We start from the raw sequence: 20,911 nt of genomic DNA, 5'->3' as shown, positions 1-20,911 counted from the left end.
CCGCGAATCCGCCCGGTGGGCGCACTCGGAACCCGCCCGGCGGACGAGCGACCGTCACGCCACGTTCAATCGTGCCTTCCATCGCCGCATGTCACGGCGCATCCTGCGGGCCACCCGGCGGGACAGCGAGGCCCGGCGGGCGGCGACCTTCGGCTGGTCGATGCGCTTGCCGTCGTGCCAGTCCGGCACCGTGACCTCGTAGGTGGAATCGGCCAGACCGGCCGACTTGTCACGGAAGTGCGGGTACGCGAGGTACAGCGTCGCACCGTCGCGGGAACCGACCACGTCCGGGACCGTCTTCGCCCGGATGTACCGCACCACCTCGACCAGCAGGTCCGTCCTGCCCCGCGCCACACAGGCGAGACGCAGCCGCTCGGAGACCTTGATCAGCCGGGCCACACCATCGTCCCAGTACTTTTCCATCAACGGAGCCGCGAGTTCCATTTTGTGCCGGCGGACTTCCTCCGAGTCCTTCAGCACCACGGGACCGAACTGCTGGAGCATCCCCACCGTGAAGGGCCGGACCATGAGGAAATCCCTTTTCGGGCCGGCGGGCTCGATCCGGTGAATGAGCGACATCATGGCGCGCATCGAGTCGAAGCGCCATTCATAGGTTCCGCTCTTGGTGACGTGCTTCCCGTCGTCACGGCCCACCAGGTAATAGCAGACGTAATTGGAGATCACCGAGACACCGGCGCCGCGCAGATATGCCTCCATCGTGAAGAGAGCGTCCTCGCCGGTCCTGAGATTCTCGTCGAACCTCAGGGAGAGCCGCTCCAGGAGTTCACGCCGGAAGAGCTTCTGGGCGCTCAGGGTGTATATGACCTTGGAGTTGTAGACGTCGACCCGGTCCTTGGTGGCCCGCCACATCGACTGCGGCGCCCCCCGGTTCACCCCGACCACCTTGCCGAGCACCACATCGGTGCCGGCCCGGTCGCCCATGGCCACCATCCGCTCCAGGGCCTCCTCGCCGAAGTAGTCGTCCGCGTCCAGGAAGAACACATAACGGCCACGGGCCAGACCGAGGCCCACATTCCGCGGACCGCTGGGGCCGCCGGAGTTCTTCTGCCTGATCACCCTGGTCGGAACCTGCGATCTCGCCGCGAATTCTTCCAGGTACTCGCCCGTACCGTCGGTGGAGCCGTCGTCGACCGCGACGATTTCGATCCGCTCGGCACCGATGGTCTGCGCCTCCACCGATTCGAGACAACGGATGAGGTAGGGCATCGCCTCATATGCACCGACAACCACGGTCACGTCAGGAATTTGCGTCTCGTTCACACAAACAGAAGACAGTCAGCCCGGGCCGTTGGTTGTCTTACACCCCGTCGACAAAAAGTGACACTCATCACAAAGGCCCGGCACAACCCTCTCAGGGGTATGCCGGGCCTTGCTCAATCATGTAAAGCAGACGGTTGACTTCTCAGCCGCCCACGGGCTCACCCAGGCTCTTCGCCACCCCGGTGTTCCGCGCGTCGGACTTGGCCGCGAGCGTCGTCACGGCCGTGTCGAACTGCACGATCGAGGTGGGCTCGTCCGGGCCCAGGAGGTACTGCTTCAGCTCGCGCCGGTCGTCCGCCAGGGTGTCCGCGGCCGGGTCCTTCACCGCGGCGAGCAGGGCCTTCAGCTCGGCCGCCGAGTTGGACAGGATCACCGCGGCACGCACCGCCGTGTTCTGCCGGCGGAACTCCTCCTCGCCCAGTTCGGCCGAGTCCGTGACCGCGTACGGCTTGCCGCTCGCGATGAAGTCGGAGACCACGCTGGAGATGTCCGAGACCATGGCGTCCGACTCGTTGAAGCAGTCGTAGAGCCGCATCTGGGCACCGGTGATGACCCGGTGCTCCCACCAGCCCTGCGCACGCCAGGACGCCGCGTTCCACTCGTCCTTGAGCTTCGCCGTCTCCGCCTCGCGCGCCGGGTCGGCCAGCGAGTCGCGGGACAGCTCCGCCTCGTCCCGGGCGGTGCGGCCGCCGCCGGCCAGCTCGGCCAGCCGCGCCTCGATACGGACCATCTCGGCCCGTGCCCCGGCCTGCTCGCCCTGCAGCGCGGCCGACTCCTGCGCCCAGCGGGGGTCGGTGGCCCGCTGGGCCGCGGCCTGCTCGATCATCGCGGTGATGCGCAGGTGCACGGCCTTGGCCTTGGCGCTGCGGGTACCGGTGAAGGGGTGCGGCTTGTACAGCAGCCGCACCGGCTCCTCGGCCTCCAGCAGCCGCCTGACGATGTTCTCGCCGGCCAGCAGCAGCGAGGTGTTGCCCGGGTTGTCGTCCCAGCCCTCCCAGGTGGGGGCGTACAGGACGGTCGGGATCGGGTTGCCCGGCGTACCGGACCAGGACCGGATGGCGGCCAGCTGCGGGCGGCCCACCTCCACGATGTCCTCGTCGCGCACCCCGACATCGGCCAGGGCGTAGCGGTCGCGGCCGGCCCGGCCCGCGGTCCACACCTCGTCGTAGACCTTGCTGTACGGGTTGACGCTGGCGATCTTGTCGCTGTCGCCGTGACCGATGAAGACGTGCTTCATCGTCGGCACCCGGAGCAGGTGGATGTTCTTGCCGACGTTGGCCGCGTAGAGCGCGACCCGCACCGACGAGAGGTCCAGGTTCATCAGGTGCACGCCACCGGGCACACAGAGCACCGGCACCGAGGTCGTGGCGAGCTGCGGCACGATGTTGCGCTCACGCAGCAGGATCATCGGCCGGCCGCCGAGCTGGGCCATGGTCTCCAGCCACATGTTGACCTGGTAGGCGGAGTCCTTGGAGCCGGAGAAGTACAGCAGCACGGTCGGCCGGTACTCGTCGAGCCAGTGACCCACCGCGTTGAGGACCTTGGTCTCCGGCGGTACGAGCCGGCTCGGCCGGACGTACGGCAGCAGCGCCACCAGGTAGCAGACCGCGAGAACGAGGGTCAGGCCGAGGCCGGCGTACGCGATGACGTCCTTGCCGGTCTCGACGGCGACCAGCACGCCCACGATCGCGAAGACGTCCAGGTGCAGCATCTTCTCCGCGGGCCTGTTCATCAGGCGCTGCGGCGGTGCATCCGCTATCCGCACCGACGACAGGTCGATGTTGCGGGTGACCACCGGAAGCTTGCGGCGGAGCCGGATCAGGGTGACCATCGCGCTCTGCGGCGCCTGGAGTCCGTAGAACGCCAGGAGACAGGCGACCGTCACGTAGAAGAGCGTCTCCTCGCCGTATCCCATGCGGGAGAGCAGCAGGATGAGCAGCAGCTGACGGACCAGGAAGCGGATCGAGAGCCCGGCCCGGACGGCGGCGAGCCGGTTGATCAGATAGCTGCCGCAGTGGTGCAGATACCGGTCCGCGAGATAGGTGACCGCGGTGGCCGCGGCGAAGAACCAGAGATTGGGGATTATTGCCGCGAGCATTATGCACGGGAACCCCAGAGCCACCAGGAGCGCGGCGGCCAGCTCCGAACCGCTGCCCACCCGAGCCAAACGCATGGCTTTCGAAATCACGAAGTACCGCTCCCGAGGGTGCCGACTTGATTACCTTACGAGGGGAATGTGAAGACAGAGCTTCACGAATTCGGACCCCTGCAGTTCGCGCTCGGCGACTGCAGGGGTCCGAATAATCGATTGTCAAGCAGTATTACACATCGGCCTGTCGGTCCAGGACAGCGGCAAGCGCCTGCTCGAAGCCGGATGCCTCGGAGGCCCCCCGCGTCGGGTCCTGCTGGCGTACGTCGATGACATGGCCGGTCATCTCCGAGAGCAGGACGTCGAGCGAGGTCCGGGCGACCGCCTCGGAGGACAGCAGCGTGCCCGCGGGCTCGTTGCCGAACGCCTTGGTGCGCATCGGGGTGGCGGTGCGCTCGGGGTTCACGCAGTTCACCCGCACTCCGTCGGCCGCCCACTCGTCCGAGAGCGCCTGGGTGAGGTTCACCATGGCGGCCTTGGTCGACGAGTAGAGGCTGTACTCCGCGCGGCCCCGGGTGTAGCTGCTGGAGGTGTAGAGCAGCAGCTGGCCCTTGGTCTCGGCGAGGTACTTGTACGAGGCGCGGGCGATCTGCACGGGTGCCAGGTAGTTCACGTTCAGCGCTTCCTGGATGGTCGCGCTGTCCGTCTCGGCCAGCTTGCCGATGCGCAGCACACCGGCGGTGTTGATCACGTAGTCGACGCGGCCGGTGTCGGCGTACGCCTTGGAGAGCGCCTCGTCGATGTGCTCGGGGTTCTCCACGTGCGTACCGGTGGTGGAGCGGCCCAGTGCGTAGACGGTGGCGCCGTAGGACTCGGCGAGCGTCGCGATGTCCGCGCCGATGCCGTAGGAGCCGCCGAAGACGACGAGGGTCTTGCCGGTGAGCAGCTCGCGGTAGGCGGCGTCGTCGGTCGGCTGCGGAACCGCCGTGGAGGCCAGCTGGAAGAGCTTGTCCGCGATGAAGACGTCGACCGGCTGAGTGACCTTCATGTTGTACTCGTCGCCCGCCACGACGTAGATCGGTACGTCGGGGAGGTACTTGAGCACGACCGAGCAGTCGTCGGTGGCCTGGAAGTTCGGGTCACCGGCGGCCACCTCGTAGGCCCGGCGGATCGTGGAGAGCTTGAAGGCCTGCGGCGTCTGGCCCCGGCGCAGCCGGGAGCGGTCGGGCACGTCGGTGATGAACTCGCCGTCGCCGCCGTGGGTGCGGGTCACGATGATCGTGTCCGCGGACGGGATGGCGACGTCGACCGCCTGGTAGCGGTCCAGTGCGTCGACGCAGTCCTTGATGACGCGCTGTGAGAGCAGCGGGCGCACGGCGTCGTGGAAGAGGACGTTGCGGTCCTCGCCCTCGGCCAGGCCCTCACCGAGCGCCGCGATGGCACGCTCGGTGGTCTCGTTGCGCGTGGAGCCGCCCTCGATCACCTTGGTGACCTTGGTGAGCCCGGCCTTGGCGACGATCTTCTCGACGTCGGGCACGTAGCCCGGAGCCATCAGCACGATGACGTCGTCGATGGAGTCGGCCTGCTGGAAGATCGACAGTGTGTGCTCGATGACAGCCTTGCCTGCGATCTTCAGCAGCTGCTTGGGAATGGACAGACCCACGCGCTGGCCGGTACCGCCGGCGAGCACGACTGCGGTGGTTCGGGCTTTGGCTATGTGCTGAGCAGACACAGACGACCTACCTTGCGAGGGCTGGGAGATACAGCGATGGTTGCACTCTCCGTTACCGTCTCGCAAGGTGGACGTCGGCCGCCCCATGCCGTACCGAAACCTTTTGTTGCCCTGCGATCAGGGCGAATACCGGAATCGGGGCTTCCCTGCCAGGTGATCGACGCCACACGAGTGAGCGGCATGATTCACCCCTGAGCGGGTTCGGTTCCCTCGTACGTATGACGCGGAGAGTGCGCGTGACCGCCGGACGGGCCTGCGGAACAGGACCTTCCGGCGGCCGGTGACCGTTCCGGAACGAGCCGCGCCCGTTCGGAACGGGCCCGTCCCGAACGGGGCGAAGCCGTCGGACTGGAACGGGTTCGAAGCCGTCGGACTAGAACGGGTTGAAGTCGTCGAACTCGCGCTGGGCCTCGTCGCGCTCCGACTCGCGTTCCCGGCGGCGCTGCGCCGCCGGGCGCGGTGCTTCGAGCCGGTGGTCCTCGCCACGACGGCCGAGCATCTCGGCGCCCGCCGCCAGGGTCGGCTCCCAGTCGAAGACGACCGCGTTGTCCTCGGCGCCGATGGCCACGCCGTCACCCGCGCGGGCACCGGCCTTCACCAGTGCGTCCTCGACACCGAGGCGGTTGAGCCGGTCGGCCAGGTAGCCGACGGCCTCGTCGTTGTTGAAGTCGGTCTGGCGCACCCAGCGCTCCGGCTTCTCGCCGCGCACCCGGTAGATGCCGTCCTCCTCCAGCGTCACGGTGAAGCCCGCGTCGTCGACGGCCTTCGGGCGGATGACGATCCGGGTCGCCACCTCCACCGGCTTGGCCGCACGCGCCTCGGCGATGATGCCCGCGAGCGCGAAGGACAGCTCCTTGAGACCGGTACGGGCGACCGCGGACACCTCGAAGACGCGGTAGCCGCGCTCCTCCAGGTCCGGGCGGATCATGTCGGCGAGGTCCTGGCCGTCAGGGATGTCGATCTTGTTGAGGACGACGATGCGGGGCCGGTCCTCCAGGCCGCCGTACTGCTTCAGCTCCTCCTCGATGATGTCGAGGTCGGAGACCGGGTCGCGGTCGGACTCCAGCGTCGCGGTGTCCAGGACGTGCACCAGTACCGAACAGCGCTCCACGTGGCGCAGGAACTCCAGGCCGAGGCCGCGGCCCTGGCTGGCGCCCGGGATGAGGCCCGGGACGTCGGCGACGGTGTAGACGGTGCTGCCCGCGGTGACCACGCCGAGGTTCGGGACCAGGGTCGTGAAGGGGTAGTCCGCGATCTTCGGCTTGGCCGCCGACAGCACGGAGATCAGCGAGGACTTGCCGGCGCTCGGGTAGCCGACCAGCGCGACGTCGGCGACGGTCTTGAGCTCCAGGACGATGTCCCGGGCCTCACCGGGCTCGCCGAGCAGCGCGAAGCCGGGGGCCTTGCGCCGGGCGGAGGCCAGCGCGGCGTTGCCGAGGCCGCCGCGGCCGCCCTGACCGGCGACGAACGTGGTGCCCTGGCCGACCAGGTCGGCGAGCACGTTGCCGTCCCGGTCGAGCACGACCGTGCCGTCCGGCACCGGCAGGACCAGGTCCTGGCCGTCCTTGCCGGACCTGTTGTCGCCCGCACCGGGCTGGCCGTTGGTGGCCTTGCGGTGGGGGTGGTGGTGGTAGTCGAGGAGCGTGGTGATCGCCTGGTCGACGACCAGGGTCACATCGCCGCCGCGGCCGCCGTTGCCGCCGTCCGGACCGCCGAGCGGCTTGAACTTCTCACGGTGTACGGAGGCACAGCCGTGGCCCCCGTTACCCGCGGCGACGTGCAGCTCGACGCGGTCCACGAAGGTGGTCATGGTTGAAACCTCCAGTTACATACATGCAGAAATGTCTCACTCGCGCTGTCCCCACGGAGGAGAAAGCCGTCTCTCATGGGAGAAACACGCGAAAGGCGGACCCGCTTCCCGTACGGGAAGTGAGGTCCGCCTCCGCAGAAACCGCTCGACGAGCGCCGAAAATCAGCCGGCGATCGGAACGATGTTCACGACCTTGCGGCCACGGTGCGTGCCGAACTCGACCGCACCGGCGGCGAGCGCGAACAGCGTGTCGTCGCCGCCACGGCCGACGCCCGTGCCCGGGTGGAAGTGGGTGCCGCGCTGGCGGACCAGGATCTCACCGGCGTTGACGGCCTGACCGCCGAAGCGCTTCACGCCGAGCCGCTGAGCATTGGAATCGCGCCCGTTCCGGGTGGACGATGCGCCCTTCTTGTGTGCCATGTCTCCTCAGTCCCTTACTTCGCAGCCGCGGGGATACCGGTGACCTTGATCGCCGTGTACTGCTGACGGTGACCCTGGCGACGGCGGTAGCCGGTCTTGTTCTTGTAGCGAAGGATGTCGATCTTCGCGCCCTTGTGGTGGTCCACGACCTCGGCCTGGACCTTGATCCCGGCCAGCACCCACGGGTCGCTGGTCACGGCGTCGCCGTCGACCACGAGCAGGGTCGAGAGCTCGACCGTGTCGCCAACCTGGGCAGTGGAAATCTTGTCAACCTCAACGATGTCACCGACAGCAACCTTGTGCTGGCGGCCACCGCTGCGCACGATGGCGTACACGCGGATCTCACTCTCGCTCGGAACGGGGCCCCTGATGCCAGCCGCTCACACGGGCCGGGGCCCGAGGTGATCCGAATGGACGAGCGGCCTCTCACCTGTGAAGGGAGGGGGTTGCTCAGGGACAGGCGCATGGAAACACGCCGAAGGGCAAGGTTACGGGCCGCCGTCCGGAGGGTCAAACCGGGCCCTGTGTTCTTCCCCGCCGCTCCCCCGTTCATTCCCGCTTCCTCGCCGCTCTCCTGCCGCCGACCGCCGTCGCGGCGCAGCGGGGCACGTACCGGCAGCTCCCCGAAAGCCCTTCGGCGCCTTCCGGGCGCCCGGAAGGCGGGAGCCTCCTGACGGCCTGCCCGGCAGGCTTCCGACGGCCGCGTGGGGCCGCGTGGCGGGCTTCTGACGGCGTCCCGGCCGAACGGGAACGGCCGGTGTCCCAGCCGAACGGGAACGGCCGGTGGGCCGCACCCCGTCGGAGTGTGGCCCACCGGCCGTGCAACCGCTCTGCGGCCCGCGCCTACGCCTCGGCGTCGGCGGAGACGGCGGGCTGCGGCGACTTCCCCGCGGCGGCCGTCTTCTTGGTCGCCGCCTTCTTGGCCGTCGTCTTCTTCGCAGCGGTCTTCTTGGCGGCCGTCTTCTTGGTGGCCGCCTTCTTCGCCGTGGCCTTCTTGGCGGTCTTGCGGGCCGCCTTCTTGGCCGGGGCCTCCGCCTCGACGGCCTCGGCGTCCGGCGCCGGCTCCGCCTCGGGCTTCGGCTCGGCCGGGCCCGTCACCACGACGACCTCCGCACCGTCCGTACCGGCGGGCGAGCCCGCCGGAGCGGTGACCTTGCGGGTCACCCGGCGACGCGCACGCGGCGGGGCGGCCTCGGGGGCCACCTCCTCGGGTGCGGCCTCGGGCTGTGCGGCCTCGACGACCGGTTCCGGCTGCTCGACCGGGGCGGGGGCCGGCTCGGCGGCCGGCACCTCGGCGGCCGGCTCGGCCGGGGCGGGCGAGCCCGCCGGAGCGGTCGCCTTCCGGGTCGCCCGACGGCGCGTACGGCCCTGGGGGGCCTCGGCCGCGGGGGCCTCCTCGACCACCGGGGCCGGAACCTCGGCGGCCGGCTCCGGCGCCACGACCGGGGCGGGCTCCACGACCACGACCGGCTCCGGCTCCGGCTCGACGACGGCCGGGGCCGCCGCTGCCGCGGCCTTCGGGGCGCCGGCCGGGGCCGTCGCCTTACGCGTCGCACGGCGACGGCCGCGGCCGCGCGTGGCGGCCGCCTCGGCCTCGGCCGGGCTGCTGTACAGCTCCTCGTCCGGTACGAACTCCGGCTCGGGCAGCGCCACCGGGGCGGCCACCTCGGCAGCGAGCTCGGCCTCGGTCTCGACCTCGGTACCGGTCTCGGCCTCCACCGCGTGCTCGTGGTCCGCGCCGCCCCGGCCGCGCTTCTTCGAGCGCTTGCCGCCGCCACCGACCGAGGCCGGCTGCTCCATGTGCACGATGACACCGCGTCCGTTGCAGTGGACGCATGTCTCGGAGAAGGACTCCAGCAGGCCCTGGCCCACCCGCTTGCGGGTCATCTGGACCAGGCCCAGCGAGGTGACCTCGGCGACCTGGTGCTTCGTACGGTCGCGTCCCAGGCACTCCAGCAGTCGCCGCAGCACCAGGTCCCGGTTGGACTCCAGCACCATGTCGATGAAGTCGACGACGACGATGCCGCCGAGGTCGCGCAGCCGCAGCTGGCGCACGATCTCCTCGGCCGCCTCCAGGTTGTTCTTGGTGACGGTCTCTTCCAGGTTGCCGCCCTGGCCGGTGAACTTGCCGGTGTTGACGTCGACGACGACCATCGCCTCGGTCTTGTCGATCACCAGCGAGCCGCCGCTGGGCAGGTAGACCTTGCGGTCCAGCGCCTTCATCAGCTGCTCGTCGATCCGGTACGTCGCGAAGATGTCGACCTCGGAGGTCCACCGCGACAGGCGGTCCGTCAGGTCGGGCGCCACCTGCGAGACGTATCCGAAGATCGTCTCCCACGCGTCGTCGCCGCTGACGATGACCTTGGAGAAGTCCTCGTTGAAGATGTCGCGGACGACCCGGACGGTCATGTCCGGCTCGCCGTAGAGCAGGGTCGGCGCGTTGGAGCTGCCGGTGCTCTTCGACTTCTTCTGGATGTCCTCCCACTGCTGCTGGAGCCGCTCGACGTCGCGGCGCAGCTCGTCCTCGCTCGCGCCCTCCGCGGCGGTGCGGACGATCACGCCCGCGTCCTCGGGGACGATCTTCTTGAGGATGGTCTTCAGCCGGGCCCGCTCGGTGTCGGGCAGCTTGCGGCTGATGCCGGTCATCGAGCCCTCGGGCACGTAGACCAGGTAGCGGCCGGGCAGCGAGACCTGGCTGGTCAGGCGGGCACCCTTGTGGCCGATCGGGTCCTTGGTCACCTGGACGAGGACGGACTGGCCGGACTTGAGCGCGGTCTCGATGCGGCGCGGCCCGTGGGCCATGCCGAGCGCCTCGAAGTTCACCTCACCGGCGTAGAGCACGGCGTTGCGGCCCTTGCCGATGTCGACGAAGGCGGCCTCCATGGACGGCAGTACGTTCTGCACCTTGCCCAGGTAGACGTTGCCGACGTAGCTGGTGGCCTGCTCCTTGTTGACGTAGTGCTCCACGAGCACGTTGTCCTCAAGGACGCCGATCTGGGTGCGCTCGCCGTTCTGGCGGACGACCATGACCCGCTCCACGGCCTCGCGGCGGGCCAGGAACTCGGCCTCGGTGATGATCGGGACGCGGCGGCGGCCCTGCTCACGGCCTTCGCGGCGGCGCTGCTTCTTGGCCTCCATACGGGTCGAGCCCTTGATGGACTGGACCTCGTCGAAGCCGGTGCCGGGCTCCCGCTCCTCCTTCTTGCGGGGCTCGCGGACCTTGACGACCGTGCGCTCCGGGTCGTCCGTGCCGTTGTCGGCGTCGGCGGAGACGTCCCCGCTGCGACGACGGCGGCGGCGACGGCGACGGCTGCTGCTCGATCCGGAGGCGGACGCCTCGTGGTCCTCGTCCTCCTCCTCGGACTCCTGGGCGCGCTCCTGGTCGTCCTCGGCGTGGTCGGCGGCGGCCTCGTCGGCGTGCTGCTCGGCGGCCTCGTCACCCTCGGCGGCCTCGCCACGACGGCGGCGACGGCCACCACGGCGGCGACGGCGCGAGGGCCGGTCCCCGTACTCGTCCGTCTCCTCGCCCTCGGCCTCGTGCTCGGCCTCGGCCTCGGTCTCCGGCTCCTCCTCGACCGGCTCCTCCGCGGGAGCCACGGCCTGCTCGGGCTCGGCGGCCTCACCGCGACGGCGGCGACGGCGACGCGAACCGCCCTGCGGCGCGGCCTCGGCGGCCGGGGCCTCGACGACGGCCGCCGGCTCCTCGACCGTCTCGATCTCTTCCTCCGCCTCGACCTCTTCGTGGCGCGAAGCCGCCGCGGCGGCGGCCGCGGTCTCCGGGGTCTGGAACATCGGCTCGGCGAAGACCGGCGCCTGGAACACGGCCACGGCGGGACGCGCGGCACGACGGCTCCTGCGTACGGGCTCCTCGGCCTTGCCGGTGAACTCCGGGCGGCCGGCGGCGGCGGTGGCCCGGCGGCGCTGACGGCCGCGCGGGACGGCGTCCTCGGCCTCGGCGGGCTCGGTCGCGGGCTGCTCGGCGGCGGGCGGCTCGGCGGCGGCCGGTGTCTCCTCGACGATCTCCACGGCCTCGGCGGCCTGCGGCGCACCCGCCGGAGCGGTCGCCTTACGGGTCGCACGACGACGCGCACGCGGGGCCTCGACGGGCTCGGCGGGCTCTTCCGCCGGGGCGGTCTCCGCGACCGGCTCGGCGGCCTGCGGGGCACCGGCGGGGGCCGACGCCCTGCGCCGGGTGCGGCCGCGCGGCGCGGCGGGCTCCGGCTCGACGGCCTCGGCGGCCGGCTCGGGCTCGGAGGCGGCCGGTGTCTCCTCGACGATCTCCACGGCCTCGGCGGCCTGCGGCGCACCCGCCGGAGCGGTCGCCTTACGAGTCGCACGACGACGCGTACGCGCCGGCGCCGCCTCCACGACCTCGGCCTCGGCCTCCGGCTCGGCAACCGGCACAGCGGCCTCGGCCACCTCGGCGGCCTGCGGCGCACCCGCCGGAGCGGTCGCCTTACGGGTCGCACGACGACGCGTACGCGCGGGCGGCGCGGCTTCCTCTGACGCGGCGCTGCCGTCGTCGGCGGGCTTGCTGTCGGACCCTGCGGCGTCAACGGCCGGTATGGCCGGCGCGGCCGCTTCCGCGGCTGTGCCCTGGGCGTCCGCCACCGGCGGACCGGCCGGGCGGGACGCGGCGCGGCGCCTGCGGCGCGGCGGCAGCTTGTCGCCGGGTGCGTTGTTCTCTTCGGCGTTCCCGGTCGTGCCGGGCTCGTTGGACTGGGGCATGCGGGCGGTTCTCCCGTCAGGCTCCCGGGCGCCGCGTCTGGTTCCGGTCCGGCACGGTCCGCGTGATGTACGCGGCTCCGCCGTCCGGGGCGCGGGCGCCGCACGGGAGCTCAATGTCTGGCTCGCCGGTTCCGTACGCGTGGTGCGTACGGCCTGGCGAAAGTCTTATGGGTCATCGCGCGGCCCGAACCGGATGGCTCCGAGTCGAGGGCTGCGCTGCAACGACCGCCTTACGCGGAACCTGCACCTTCCGGCGCCGTCGCGACGGCGTTCCCGGCGGCTGTGGATGGAGCGGCCGGGGCTGCCTCGCGGTCGGGCGCGAGCGGGTCGGTCACCGTGCCGGACTCCTCGTCGAAGAGCCCCTGCGCCAGCCTGGTCACCGCTGCGGGGACCGGCGGCGCCAGGTCGGCCACAACGCGGAGACCGGACAGGACGTCGTCAGGTCGCACGGCAGGTGTCAAGTGCCGAACAACCAGCCGCAGTATCGCACAGGGCTTGTCCTCGGGCCTATCAGCCTGTGGATCAAGGGCCTGCAGGTCGACAACGGCGGCGCGGGCGTCGAAGGTGCGCATGCCGTTCTTCGCGCGGCGCTGGACCTCGACGGTCTCCGCCTCGTTGAACGCGGCCACGGCCTTCGCCGCGTCCGCCACGGTGACCCCGTCGAGACGGAGTTCCCAGACGGAGGCGGTCAACCGGTCGGCGAGGCCCGAGGTGCGGGCCTCCACGGCATCGGTGATGTCGAGCCCGTCCGGCAGCGAGTCGTTGAGCAGGTCGCGCAGGACGGCCGGATCGCGGGCCTCGGTGAGGGCGATCTCCAGGAACTCGGCCTCGCTGCCCGTACCGGTCGGGGCGGCGTTGGCGTACGACACCTTCGGGTGCGGGGTGAAGCCGGCCGAGTAGGCCATGGGCACCTCGGAGCGGCGCAGTGCCCGCTCGAAGGCACGCTGGAAGTCACGGTGACTGGTGAACCGGAGGCGGCCGCGCTTCGTGTAGCGCAGTCGGATGCGCTGCACTGCCGGTGCGGGCGGCGGGCCTTCGGGCTGTCGCTTGCCCAGTGGTTCTTCTCCTCGGTGCGGGGCGGACGCGGTGGCACGCCGCCCTCGAAATGCGGTGGCCCGGGGTGTCCGGTCCGGCTCACCCCCACCCGGCTTCTTTCGCTCCGGGCGAGGAGATCTCTGGTTCGGGCGCCGCGCTGGGCACAGTCGTTGTTTGTTGCGCAGTACCCAGCCTACGCGTAAGGGGGCTCCCCGGTTCCCGGGGCTCGGCCGCCCCCGGCCCGCCGACCAGGGCCCGCCGGGCATCGCGCGGCGCCCGGCGGACGGTCTCGCGCCCCGAGCGCGGCGCCGACCGGACCGCGCGCCCGGTCTCGACGGCGACCTGCCCGGCCGGGGCCCGGACCTGATCGCGCACGAAATGCCCCACCGGTGTGCAGACGGTGCGGTGGGCCCAGGTCACCGGCGCCCCGCCCAGGTGCCGGGCCGACCGGGCGACGGCCTGCGAGCCGTCAGGCGATGCCGAGGGCGTCGGCGATCTCCCGGCCTGCCGGGGTGAGCACCGACTCGTACAGCCGGTCGGCGCGCGGCCCAGCGGGCGCGACGGAGTCCGGTCGACGGCCGGGCCGCCACCACCAGGGCGTCCCGGGCCGTCGCACGGGCAGGACGACGGCCCGCACCACGATCCGCACCGGGATCCCGATCGGCGTGGTCGGACAGCCCCCGCCGGTCTCGTACCCCGCCGGGGCCCGGTGTCTGCCGTGGTCCATGCCGTGAACGACGCGAAGGCCCGGCCGGGAGTTTTCCGGCCGGGCCTTCGTCACCGAGCCGTCACCTCGTGGAACGGACTCGCGGAGCGGACGGCTACTTCACGACCGACAGCGGCAGCAGCTTCTTGCCGGTCGGGCCGATCTGGATGCTGGTGTCCATCTGCGGGCAGACGCCGCAGTCGAAGCACGGGGTCCAGCGGCAGTCCTCGACCTCGGTCTCGTCGAGCGAGTCCTGCCAGTCCTCCCAGAGCCAGTCCTTGTCGAGACCGGAGTCCAGGTGGTCCCAGGGCAGGACCTCCTCGTAGCTCCGCTCACGGGTGGTGTACCAGTCGACGTCCACGCCGTACTCGGGCAGCGTCTTCCCGGCGGCGGTCATCCAGCGGTCGTAGCTGAAGTGCTCGCGCCAGCCGTCGAAGCGGCCACCGGACTCGTAGACCGCCCGGATGACGGAGCCGACCCGGCGGTCGCCGCGCGAGAGCAGGCCCTCGACGATGCCGGGCTTGCCGTCGTGGTAGCGGAAGCCGATGGAGCGGCCGTACTTCTTGTCGCCGCGGATCTTGTCGCGGAGCTTGGTCAGCCGGGCGTCGGTCTCCTCGGCGCTCAGCTGCGGGGCCCACTGGAACGGGGTGTGCGGCTTGGGCACGAAGCCGCCGATGGAGACGGTGCAGCGGATGTCGTTCTGTCCGGAGACCTCGCGGCCCTTGGCGATCACGTTGACCGCCATGTCGCCGATCTGGAGGACGTCCTCGTCGGTCTCGGTGGGCAGGCCGCACATGAAGTACAGCTTCACCTGGCGCCAGCCGTTGCCGTACGCGGTGGCGACGGTACGGATGAGGTCCTCTTCCGAGACCATCTTGTTGATGACCTTGCGCATCCGCTCGGAGCCGCCCTCGGGGGCGAAGGTGAGTCCGGAGCGGCGGCCGTTGCGGGTCAGCTCGTTGGCCAGGTCCACGTTGAACGCGTCGACGCGGGTGGAGGGCAGCGAGAGGCCGATCTTGTCCTCGGTGTACCGGTCGGCGAGGCCCTTGGCGATCTCGCCGATCTCGGTGTGGTCCGCGGAGGAGAGCGAGAGCAGGCCGACCTCCTCGAAGCCGGTCGCCTTGAGGCCCTTCTCGACCATCTCGCCGATGCCGGTGATGCTTCGCTCCCGCACGGGGCGCGTGATCATGCCGGCCTGGCAGAAACGGCAGCCGCGGGTGCAGCCGCGGAAGATCTCGACGGACATCCGCTCGTGGACGGTCTCGGCGAGGGGGACGAGCGGCTGCTTCGGGTACGGCCACTCGTCGAGGTCCATGACGGTGTGCTTGGAGACCCGCCACGGCACGCCCGACTTGTTGGGCACGACGCGGCCGATGCGGCCGTCCGGGAGGTACTCGACGTCGTAGAAGCCCGGGACGTAGACGCCGCCGGTCTTCGCGAGGCGGAAGAGCACCTCCTCGCGGCCGCCGGGGCGGCCCTCGGCCTTCCAGGCGCGGATGATCTCGGTGATCTCCAGGACGGCCTGCTCGCCGTCGCCGATGACCGCGCAGTCGATGAACTCGGCGATCGGCTCGGGGTTGAACGCGGCGTGGCCGCCCGCGAGGACGATCGGGTCGTCGACCGTGCGCTCCCGGGCCTCCAGCGGGATGCCCGCGAGGTCGAGTGCGGTGAGCATGTTGGTGTAGCCGAGCTCGGTGGAGAAGCTCAGCCCGAAGACGTCGAACGCCTTGACCGGGCGGTGGCTGTCCACGGTGAACTGCGGGACCTGGTGCTCGCGCATCAGCTCTTCGAGGTCCGGCCACACGCTGTAGGTGCGCTCGGCGAGCACACCTCGGCGCTCGTTGAGTACCTCGTAGAGGATCATGACGCCCTGGTTGGGCAGCCCGACCTCGTAGGCGTCCGGGTACATCAGCGCCCAGCGGACGTCGCATTCGTCCCACGGCTTGACGGTGGAGTTCAGTTCACCGCCGACGTACTGGATGGGCTTCTGCACATGCGGGAGCAGAGCTTCGAGCTGTGGGAAGACCGAATCGACAGACATCGCGAACTTTCGAGAGCCGGCAAGGGTGACCATCAAGCGTACCCCGATGCTCAGCCTCCCAGCGCCGCCCGGAGTTCCGCCCGCGACGCCCGCTCCCAGGCCTCCGGCAGTTCCCGCTCGCGGGCGGCGGCGGCCGCTTCCTCCCGTCCGTACAGCAGTCCCCAGGTGAAGGCCGACTCCCCCGCCGCGTGCGCCCGGGCGGCCAGGGTGCGCAGCGCCTCGCGGGCCACCACGCTGTCCTGGTGGTCGCCGAGGAGGCTCTGGACGGCCTTCATCCGTTTGGCGAACCGCTCGGCGGGCCTGCCGAGCGCGGGCCGGGCCGCCTCCGCCGCGTACCGGACGCGTTTGGCGGCCTTGCGGGCCTCGTGCACGGCCAGGTCCCGGCCGTGGCCGGGCGGCAGCTCCAGGGCGCGGCCGACCCGGGTCGCGAGGCGCCGGTACTCCTTCAGCACCGCCCGGGGCAGGGCCCGCTCCGGGGCGCGGGACGCGGCGGGCAGCAGGGGCGGGGCGGCGAGGAGGGCGTCGAGGCTCTCCAGGAGGGCCAGGTAGCGCTTCCCGTCGAGCACGGCCAGGGTGCGGTGACGGGCGCTGTCGCGGCGGGCCACCGACCAGACGCGGAGCCGGCTGCGGACCGGGCCGCGGGCCAGAGTGCGGGGCAGGGCGTCGAGGCCGGAGCGCAGCCGGGCGTCGAGCACCTCCTGGTCGCGCTCGACGCCCAGCTCGGCGGCCAGCCATTTCAGCTCGGCCCCCACCGGGTCGGTGATGTCGCGGTCGAGGATCTTCCGGTACGTCCGCAGCACGCTGCGCAGCCTGCGGGTGGCGACCCGCAGCTGGTGCACGGAGTCGGGGAGATCGCGGCGCACGGCGGGGTCCAGGGCGACGATCGCCTCGGCCTGGTGGCGGACGTACGCGAGGACGTGATCGCCCGCGGTGGGCCTTCGCCGACGCTTGCCCGCGGGGCTCTTCCTCCGGTCCGCGGAGTCGTCCTCCCGGCCCGCCCGGCTCTCCTTCCGCTCCGGCGCGGTCTCGGCGAGCGCCCTGGACAGCTTGGACGGGGACGCGGACGGGTGGATCCCGGCCTTGCGCAGCCGGCGCTCCACGGCGTCCAGGAACGCGGGGTCGACGTCGTCCGCGAGTTCGGCCTCGATCTCGGTCCAGGCGGCCGTGGAGCCGCCCGCCGTCAGCCGTTCGGCCCGCACCCGGTCGACGGCGACCTCGGCGAGCAGGGCGCCGTCCGCGTCGAGCAGGTGGTGGACGTCGCGGGCGGAGACCAGCCGGACGACGGGGACGAGGCCGCGGTCACGGACCCGGGAGCGCAGCAGCCCCGCGAAGGAGCGGGGCAGGGCGTCGGAGAGGGGTTCTTGCAGCTCGTCCCGGATGCCGGAGGCGACCGGGAACTTGAGGTGCCAGCCGGCGTCGCTCCCGCCGGTGCGGCGGCGCAGGGTGAGGGAGTCCGCCGCGAGCCGGAGGTCCTCGGTGTCGTAGTAGACGGCGTCCAGTTCGGTGACGCCGCGGTGGGCGACGGCGGCCACCCCGGCCACCCGGCTCAGGTCCGGGAGCCGGGTGGCCGGGGTGGCCTCGTACTTCCGCTCGATCTCGCGCTTCGAGTCCGCCATGACCCGAATCTAGACGTGTATGTGCGCGAATGGGCAGTGCTGCGGTGCCGGCTCAGGCGCTTATCGGCCGTTGCACCCTGATCGACTGGAGCAGTCCGACGGCCACCCAGACGGCGAACATCGAGGATCCTCCGTACGACACGAACGGCAGCGGGAGCCCGGCGACCGGCATGATGCCGAGCGTCATCCCGATGTTCTCGAAGGCCTGGAAGGCGAACCAGGCGATGATTCCGGCGGCCACGATCGTGCCGTACAGCTCGCTCGTCTCGCGGGCGATCCGGCAGGCGCGCCACAGGACGACTCCGAGCAGGACGAGGATCAGCCCGGCGCCGAGGAAGCCGAGCTCCTCGCCCGCGACGGTGAAGACGAAGTCGGTCTGCTGTTCGGGGACGAACTGGCCGGTGGTCTGGGTGCCGTGGAAGAGGCCCGTTCCGGAGAGTCCGCCGGAGCCGATCGCGATGCGCGCCTGGTTGGTGTTGTAGCCGACGCCCGCCGGGTCGAGCGCGGGGTTGGCGAAGGCGGCGAAGCGGGCGATCTGGTACTCGTCGAGCAGGCCGAGCTGCCAGATCGCGATCGCGCCGGCCACGCCCGCGCCGAGCAGTCCGGCGATCCAGCGGTTGGACGCGCCGGAGGCGAGGAGCACGCCGAGCACGATGACGACCATGACCATCACGGAGCCGAGGTCCGGCATTCCCATGACGACGGCCATCGGGACGGCCGCCAGGCCGAGGGCCTTGGCGACGGTCCGGTGGTCGGGGTGGAGCTGGTCGCCCGCGTCCACGCGCTCGGCGAGCAGCATCGCCATGACCAGGATGATGGTGATCTTGGTGAACTCGGACGGCTGGAGCGAGAATCCGCCGCCGATGATGATCCAGGCGTGGGCGCCGTTGACCGTGGCGCCGAGCGGGGTGAGCACCGCCAGCACCAGGAGCACCGAGAGGCCGTAGAGGATCGGGACGGCGCCGCGCAGGGTGCGGTGGCCGAGCCAGATCGTGCCGACCATCAGGGCGAAGCCGATGCCGGTGTTCAGGGCGTGCCGGAAGAGGAAGTAGTACGGATCGCCGTGGGTGAGCGAGTCGCGTCCCCGGGTCGCCGAGTAGACCAGCAGCGAACCGATGAAGGAGAGCGCGATCGCGGAGCCGAGCAGCGGCCAGTCGAGTTTGCGTACGACGGAGTCGCGGGCGGTGAGTTTGCCCCAGGCGGACCGCTCGGGGGCGTACCGCTGGACGGAGAAGCCGGCCATCAGTCACGCCTCCCGAGGATCGCGGCGAGGGTCTGTTCCTCCGGGACCTTCTGCGAGGCCGGGTTGTACGGCTTGATCTCCGGGGCGTCGATCGAGCCGTCCTGCTGGATCTTGGGCAGGGACTTCTGCGGGGTGGGCAGCAGCGCCTTCTTCAGATCCTGCTTGCCGGAGTCGTCGAGGCCGTAGAGGGAGTCGTAGATGTTGCGCACGGCGGGCCCGGAGGCGCCGGAGCCCGTACCGCCCTGGGAGATCGTCATGACGATCGAGTAGTCCTTGGTGTACGTGGCGAACCAGGAGGTCGTCTGCTTGCCGTAGACCTCGGCCGTACCCGTCTTGGCGTGCATCGGGATCTTGTCCTGCGGCCAGCCGCCGAATCGCCAGGCGGCCGAACCGCGGGTCGCGACACCCGCGAGGGCGCCGTCTATCTCGTTGCGGGTCTTGCGCGTGAAGGGCAGCTTGCCGTGCGACTTGGGCTTGATCTCCTGGACGGTCCTGCCGTCGCCGCTGACGACCGCCTTGCCGACGGTGGGGTCGTAGAGCGTGCCGCCGTTGGAGATCGCGGCGTAGATGGTGGCCATCTGGATCGGGGTGACGAGCGTGTCGCCCTGGCCGATCGAGTAGTTGACGGAGTCACCGGCGCGCATCTTGTCGCCTTCGAGGCAGTTCTCGTACGCGATCTGCTCGACGTACGTGCCGCCCTTCTTGCCCTGCTTGCACCAGGCTTCCTTGTTCGCCTTGTAGAAGTCCTGCTTCCACTTGCGGTCGGGGACCCGGCCGCTGACCTCGTTGGGGAGGTCGATGCCGGTCTCCTTGCCGAGGCCGAACTGGTGGGCGGTCTTGTAGAACCAGTCCTTGGCGCCCTTCTTGGGGCTCATCCCGCCGTCCTTCAGCCACTCCTTGTGCGCGATGCCGTAGTACACGGTGTCGCAGGAGACTTCGAGGGCCCGGCCGATGGTGATGTCGCCGTAGCCCTGGGACTCGAAGTTCTTGAAGGTCTGCCCGCCGACGTTGTACGAGCTGGGGCAGGGGTAGTGGCCGTTGAAGGGGTATCCGGCGTTGACCGCGGCGGTTGAGGAGATGACCTTGAAGATCGAGCCGGGGGCGGCCTGGCCCTGGATGGCCCGGTTCAGCAGCGGGAAGTTGGACTTCTTGCCGGTGAGCTTGGCGTAGTCCTTGGCGGAGATGCCGCCGACCCAGGAGTTGGGGTCGTAGTTCGGCAGGGAGGCCATCGCGACGACTCGGCCGGTCTTGGCCTCCATGACGACGACGGCACCGGAGTCGGCCTTGTAGTTCTCGCCGGTGTTCTTGTCGAAGGACTTGCGGGCCTCCTTCATGGCCCCGTTGAGCTCGTACTCGGCGACGGCCTGGACCCGGGCGTCGATCGAGGTGACGACGCTGGAGCCGGGCTCCGCCTTGTCGTTCTTGGCCTGGCCGATGACCCGGCCCAGGTTGTCGACCTCGTAGCGGGTGACGCCGGCCTTGCCGCGCAGCTCCTTGTCGTAGGTGCGCTCCAGGCCGGAGCGGCCGACCTGGTCGGAGCGCAGGTACGGCGAGTCGGTGTCCTGGGCCTTGGTGATCTCCTCGTCGGTGACCGGCGAGAGGTAGCCGAGGACCTGGGCGGTGTTGGCCTTGCCGGGTGCCGCGTACCGGCGTACGGCGGTGGGCTCGGCGGTGATGCCGGGGAAGTCCTCGGCGCGTTCGCGGATCGTCAGGGCCTGCTGGGTGGTGGCCTCGTCGGTGACCGGGATCGGCTGGTACGGCGAGCCGTTCCAGCAGGGCTGCGGGGTCTTGGAGTCGCAGAGCCGGACCTTGTCGAGGACTTCCTTGGGCTTCATGCCGAGGACGCCGGCGAGCCGGGTCAGGACGCTCTTGCCGTCGTCCTTCATCTTCATCAGCTCGGTGCGGCTCGCGGAGACGACGAGACGGGTCTCGTTGTCGGCCAGCGGCACACCGCGCGCGTCGAGGATGGAGCCGCGGACCGCGGGCTGGACGACCTGCTGCACGTGGTTGTTCTTCGCCTCGTCGCTGTACTCCTGGCCGTTGCGGATCTGGAGGTACCAGAGGCGCCCGCCGAGGGTGAGCAGCAGGGAGAAGACGAGGACCTGGATGACGATGAGCCGGATCTGGACCCGCTGGGTCCGGCCGGTCTCGGGGATGTTGGTCACGGGGCGCCCCCGGTGGTGGTCGGGCCGGGGGTACGCGCGGTGTCC

At 70.7% G+C, this 20,911-nt stretch carries 13 protein-coding genes; all 13 read right to left on the bottom strand.

The genetic code is table 11. The features are described from left to right. Positions 1-54: 54 nt before the first annotated feature. Positions 55-1,266 (bottom strand): glycosyltransferase family 2 protein, encoded by a 1,212-nt coding sequence (locus AADR41_RS21810; RefSeq protein WP_342283074.1) that lies wholly within the window; start codon positions 1,264-1,266, stop codon positions 55-57. A 157-nt stretch (positions 1,267-1,423) separates the two neighbouring features. Continuing rightward, positions 1,424-3,454 carry a hypothetical protein gene (locus tag AADR41_RS21805; RefSeq protein WP_342283064.1) on the bottom strand — a complete coding sequence of 677 codons (2,031 nt, stop codon included), beginning with the start codon at positions 3,452-3,454 and terminating at the stop codon, positions 1,424-1,426. A 148-nt stretch (positions 3,455-3,602) separates the two neighbouring features. Then, positions 3,603-5,102, bottom strand: a complete 1,500-nt coding sequence (locus tag AADR41_RS21800; RefSeq protein WP_342283063.1) for a bifunctional cytidylyltransferase/SDR family oxidoreductase — start codon at positions 5,100-5,102, stop codon at positions 3,603-3,605. A 373-nt stretch (positions 5,103-5,475) separates the two neighbouring features. Next, complete coding sequence (obgE, locus tag AADR41_RS21795) at positions 5,476-6,912, bottom strand: GTPase ObgE (protein WP_124717737.1); 1,437 nt, start codon at positions 6,910-6,912, stop codon at positions 5,476-5,478. A 162-nt stretch (positions 6,913-7,074) separates the two neighbouring features. Continuing rightward, positions 7,075-7,332 (bottom strand): 50S ribosomal protein L27, encoded by a 258-nt coding sequence (rpmA, locus tag AADR41_RS21790; RefSeq protein ID WP_018103204.1) that lies wholly within the window; start codon positions 7,330-7,332, stop codon positions 7,075-7,077. Between the two features lie 14 nt (positions 7,333-7,346). Beyond that, on the bottom strand, positions 7,347-7,667 hold the full coding sequence (rplU, locus tag AADR41_RS21785; RefSeq protein WP_030921216.1) for a 50S ribosomal protein L21: 321 nt from the start codon (positions 7,665-7,667) through the stop codon (positions 7,347-7,349). A 508-nt stretch (positions 7,668-8,175) separates the two neighbouring features. Further along, the gene (locus tag AADR41_RS21780) at positions 8,176-12,060 is read right to left on the bottom strand and encodes an Rne/Rng family ribonuclease (RefSeq protein ID WP_342283060.1); all 3,885 of its coding nucleotides are present in this window, start codon (positions 12,058-12,060) and stop codon (positions 8,176-8,178) included. 230 nt (positions 12,061-12,290) lie between these two features. Next, positions 12,291-13,073, bottom strand: a complete 783-nt coding sequence (locus AADR41_RS21775) for a TIGR03936 family radical SAM-associated protein (protein WP_342283059.1) — start codon at positions 13,071-13,073, stop codon at positions 12,291-12,293. Between the two features lie 491 nt (positions 13,074-13,564). Next, on the bottom strand, positions 13,565-13,822 hold the full coding sequence (locus AADR41_RS21770) for a hypothetical protein (protein WP_342283058.1): 258 nt from the start codon (positions 13,820-13,822) through the stop codon (positions 13,565-13,567). 94 nt (positions 13,823-13,916) lie between these two features. Continuing rightward, positions 13,917-15,842, bottom strand: coding sequence for a TIGR03960 family B12-binding radical SAM protein (locus AADR41_RS21765; RefSeq protein WP_342283057.1), 1,926 nt, complete (start codon positions 15,840-15,842; stop codon positions 13,917-13,919). A gap of 50 nt (positions 15,843-15,892) precedes the next feature. Next, positions 15,893-17,458 carry a CYTH and CHAD domain-containing protein gene (locus AADR41_RS21760; RefSeq protein ID WP_342283056.1) on the bottom strand — a complete coding sequence of 522 codons (1,566 nt, stop codon included), beginning with the start codon at positions 17,456-17,458 and terminating at the stop codon, positions 15,893-15,895. Positions 17,459-17,510: 52 nt separating this feature from the next. Beyond that, on the bottom strand, positions 17,511-18,701 hold the full coding sequence (rodA, locus tag AADR41_RS21755) for a rod shape-determining protein RodA (protein WP_124717732.1): 1,191 nt from the start codon (positions 18,699-18,701) through the stop codon (positions 17,511-17,513). Further along, the gene (gene mrdA, locus AADR41_RS21750; protein WP_342283055.1) at positions 18,701-20,866 is read right to left on the bottom strand and encodes a penicillin-binding protein 2; all 2,166 of its coding nucleotides are present in this window, start codon (positions 20,864-20,866) and stop codon (positions 18,701-18,703) included. The genes rodA and mrdA overlap by 1 nt, the downstream gene beginning before the upstream one ends. Positions 20,867-20,911: the final 45 nt, after the last annotated feature.

This window comes from Streptomyces sp. CLV115 (assembly GCF_038448545.1).
Classification (GTDB): domain Bacteria; phylum Actinomycetota; class Actinomycetes; order Streptomycetales; family Streptomycetaceae; genus Streptomyces; species Streptomyces sanglieri.
The sequence above is the reverse complement of the archived record's forward strand: the minus strand, read 5'-3'. Positions and strand labels throughout refer to the sequence as shown.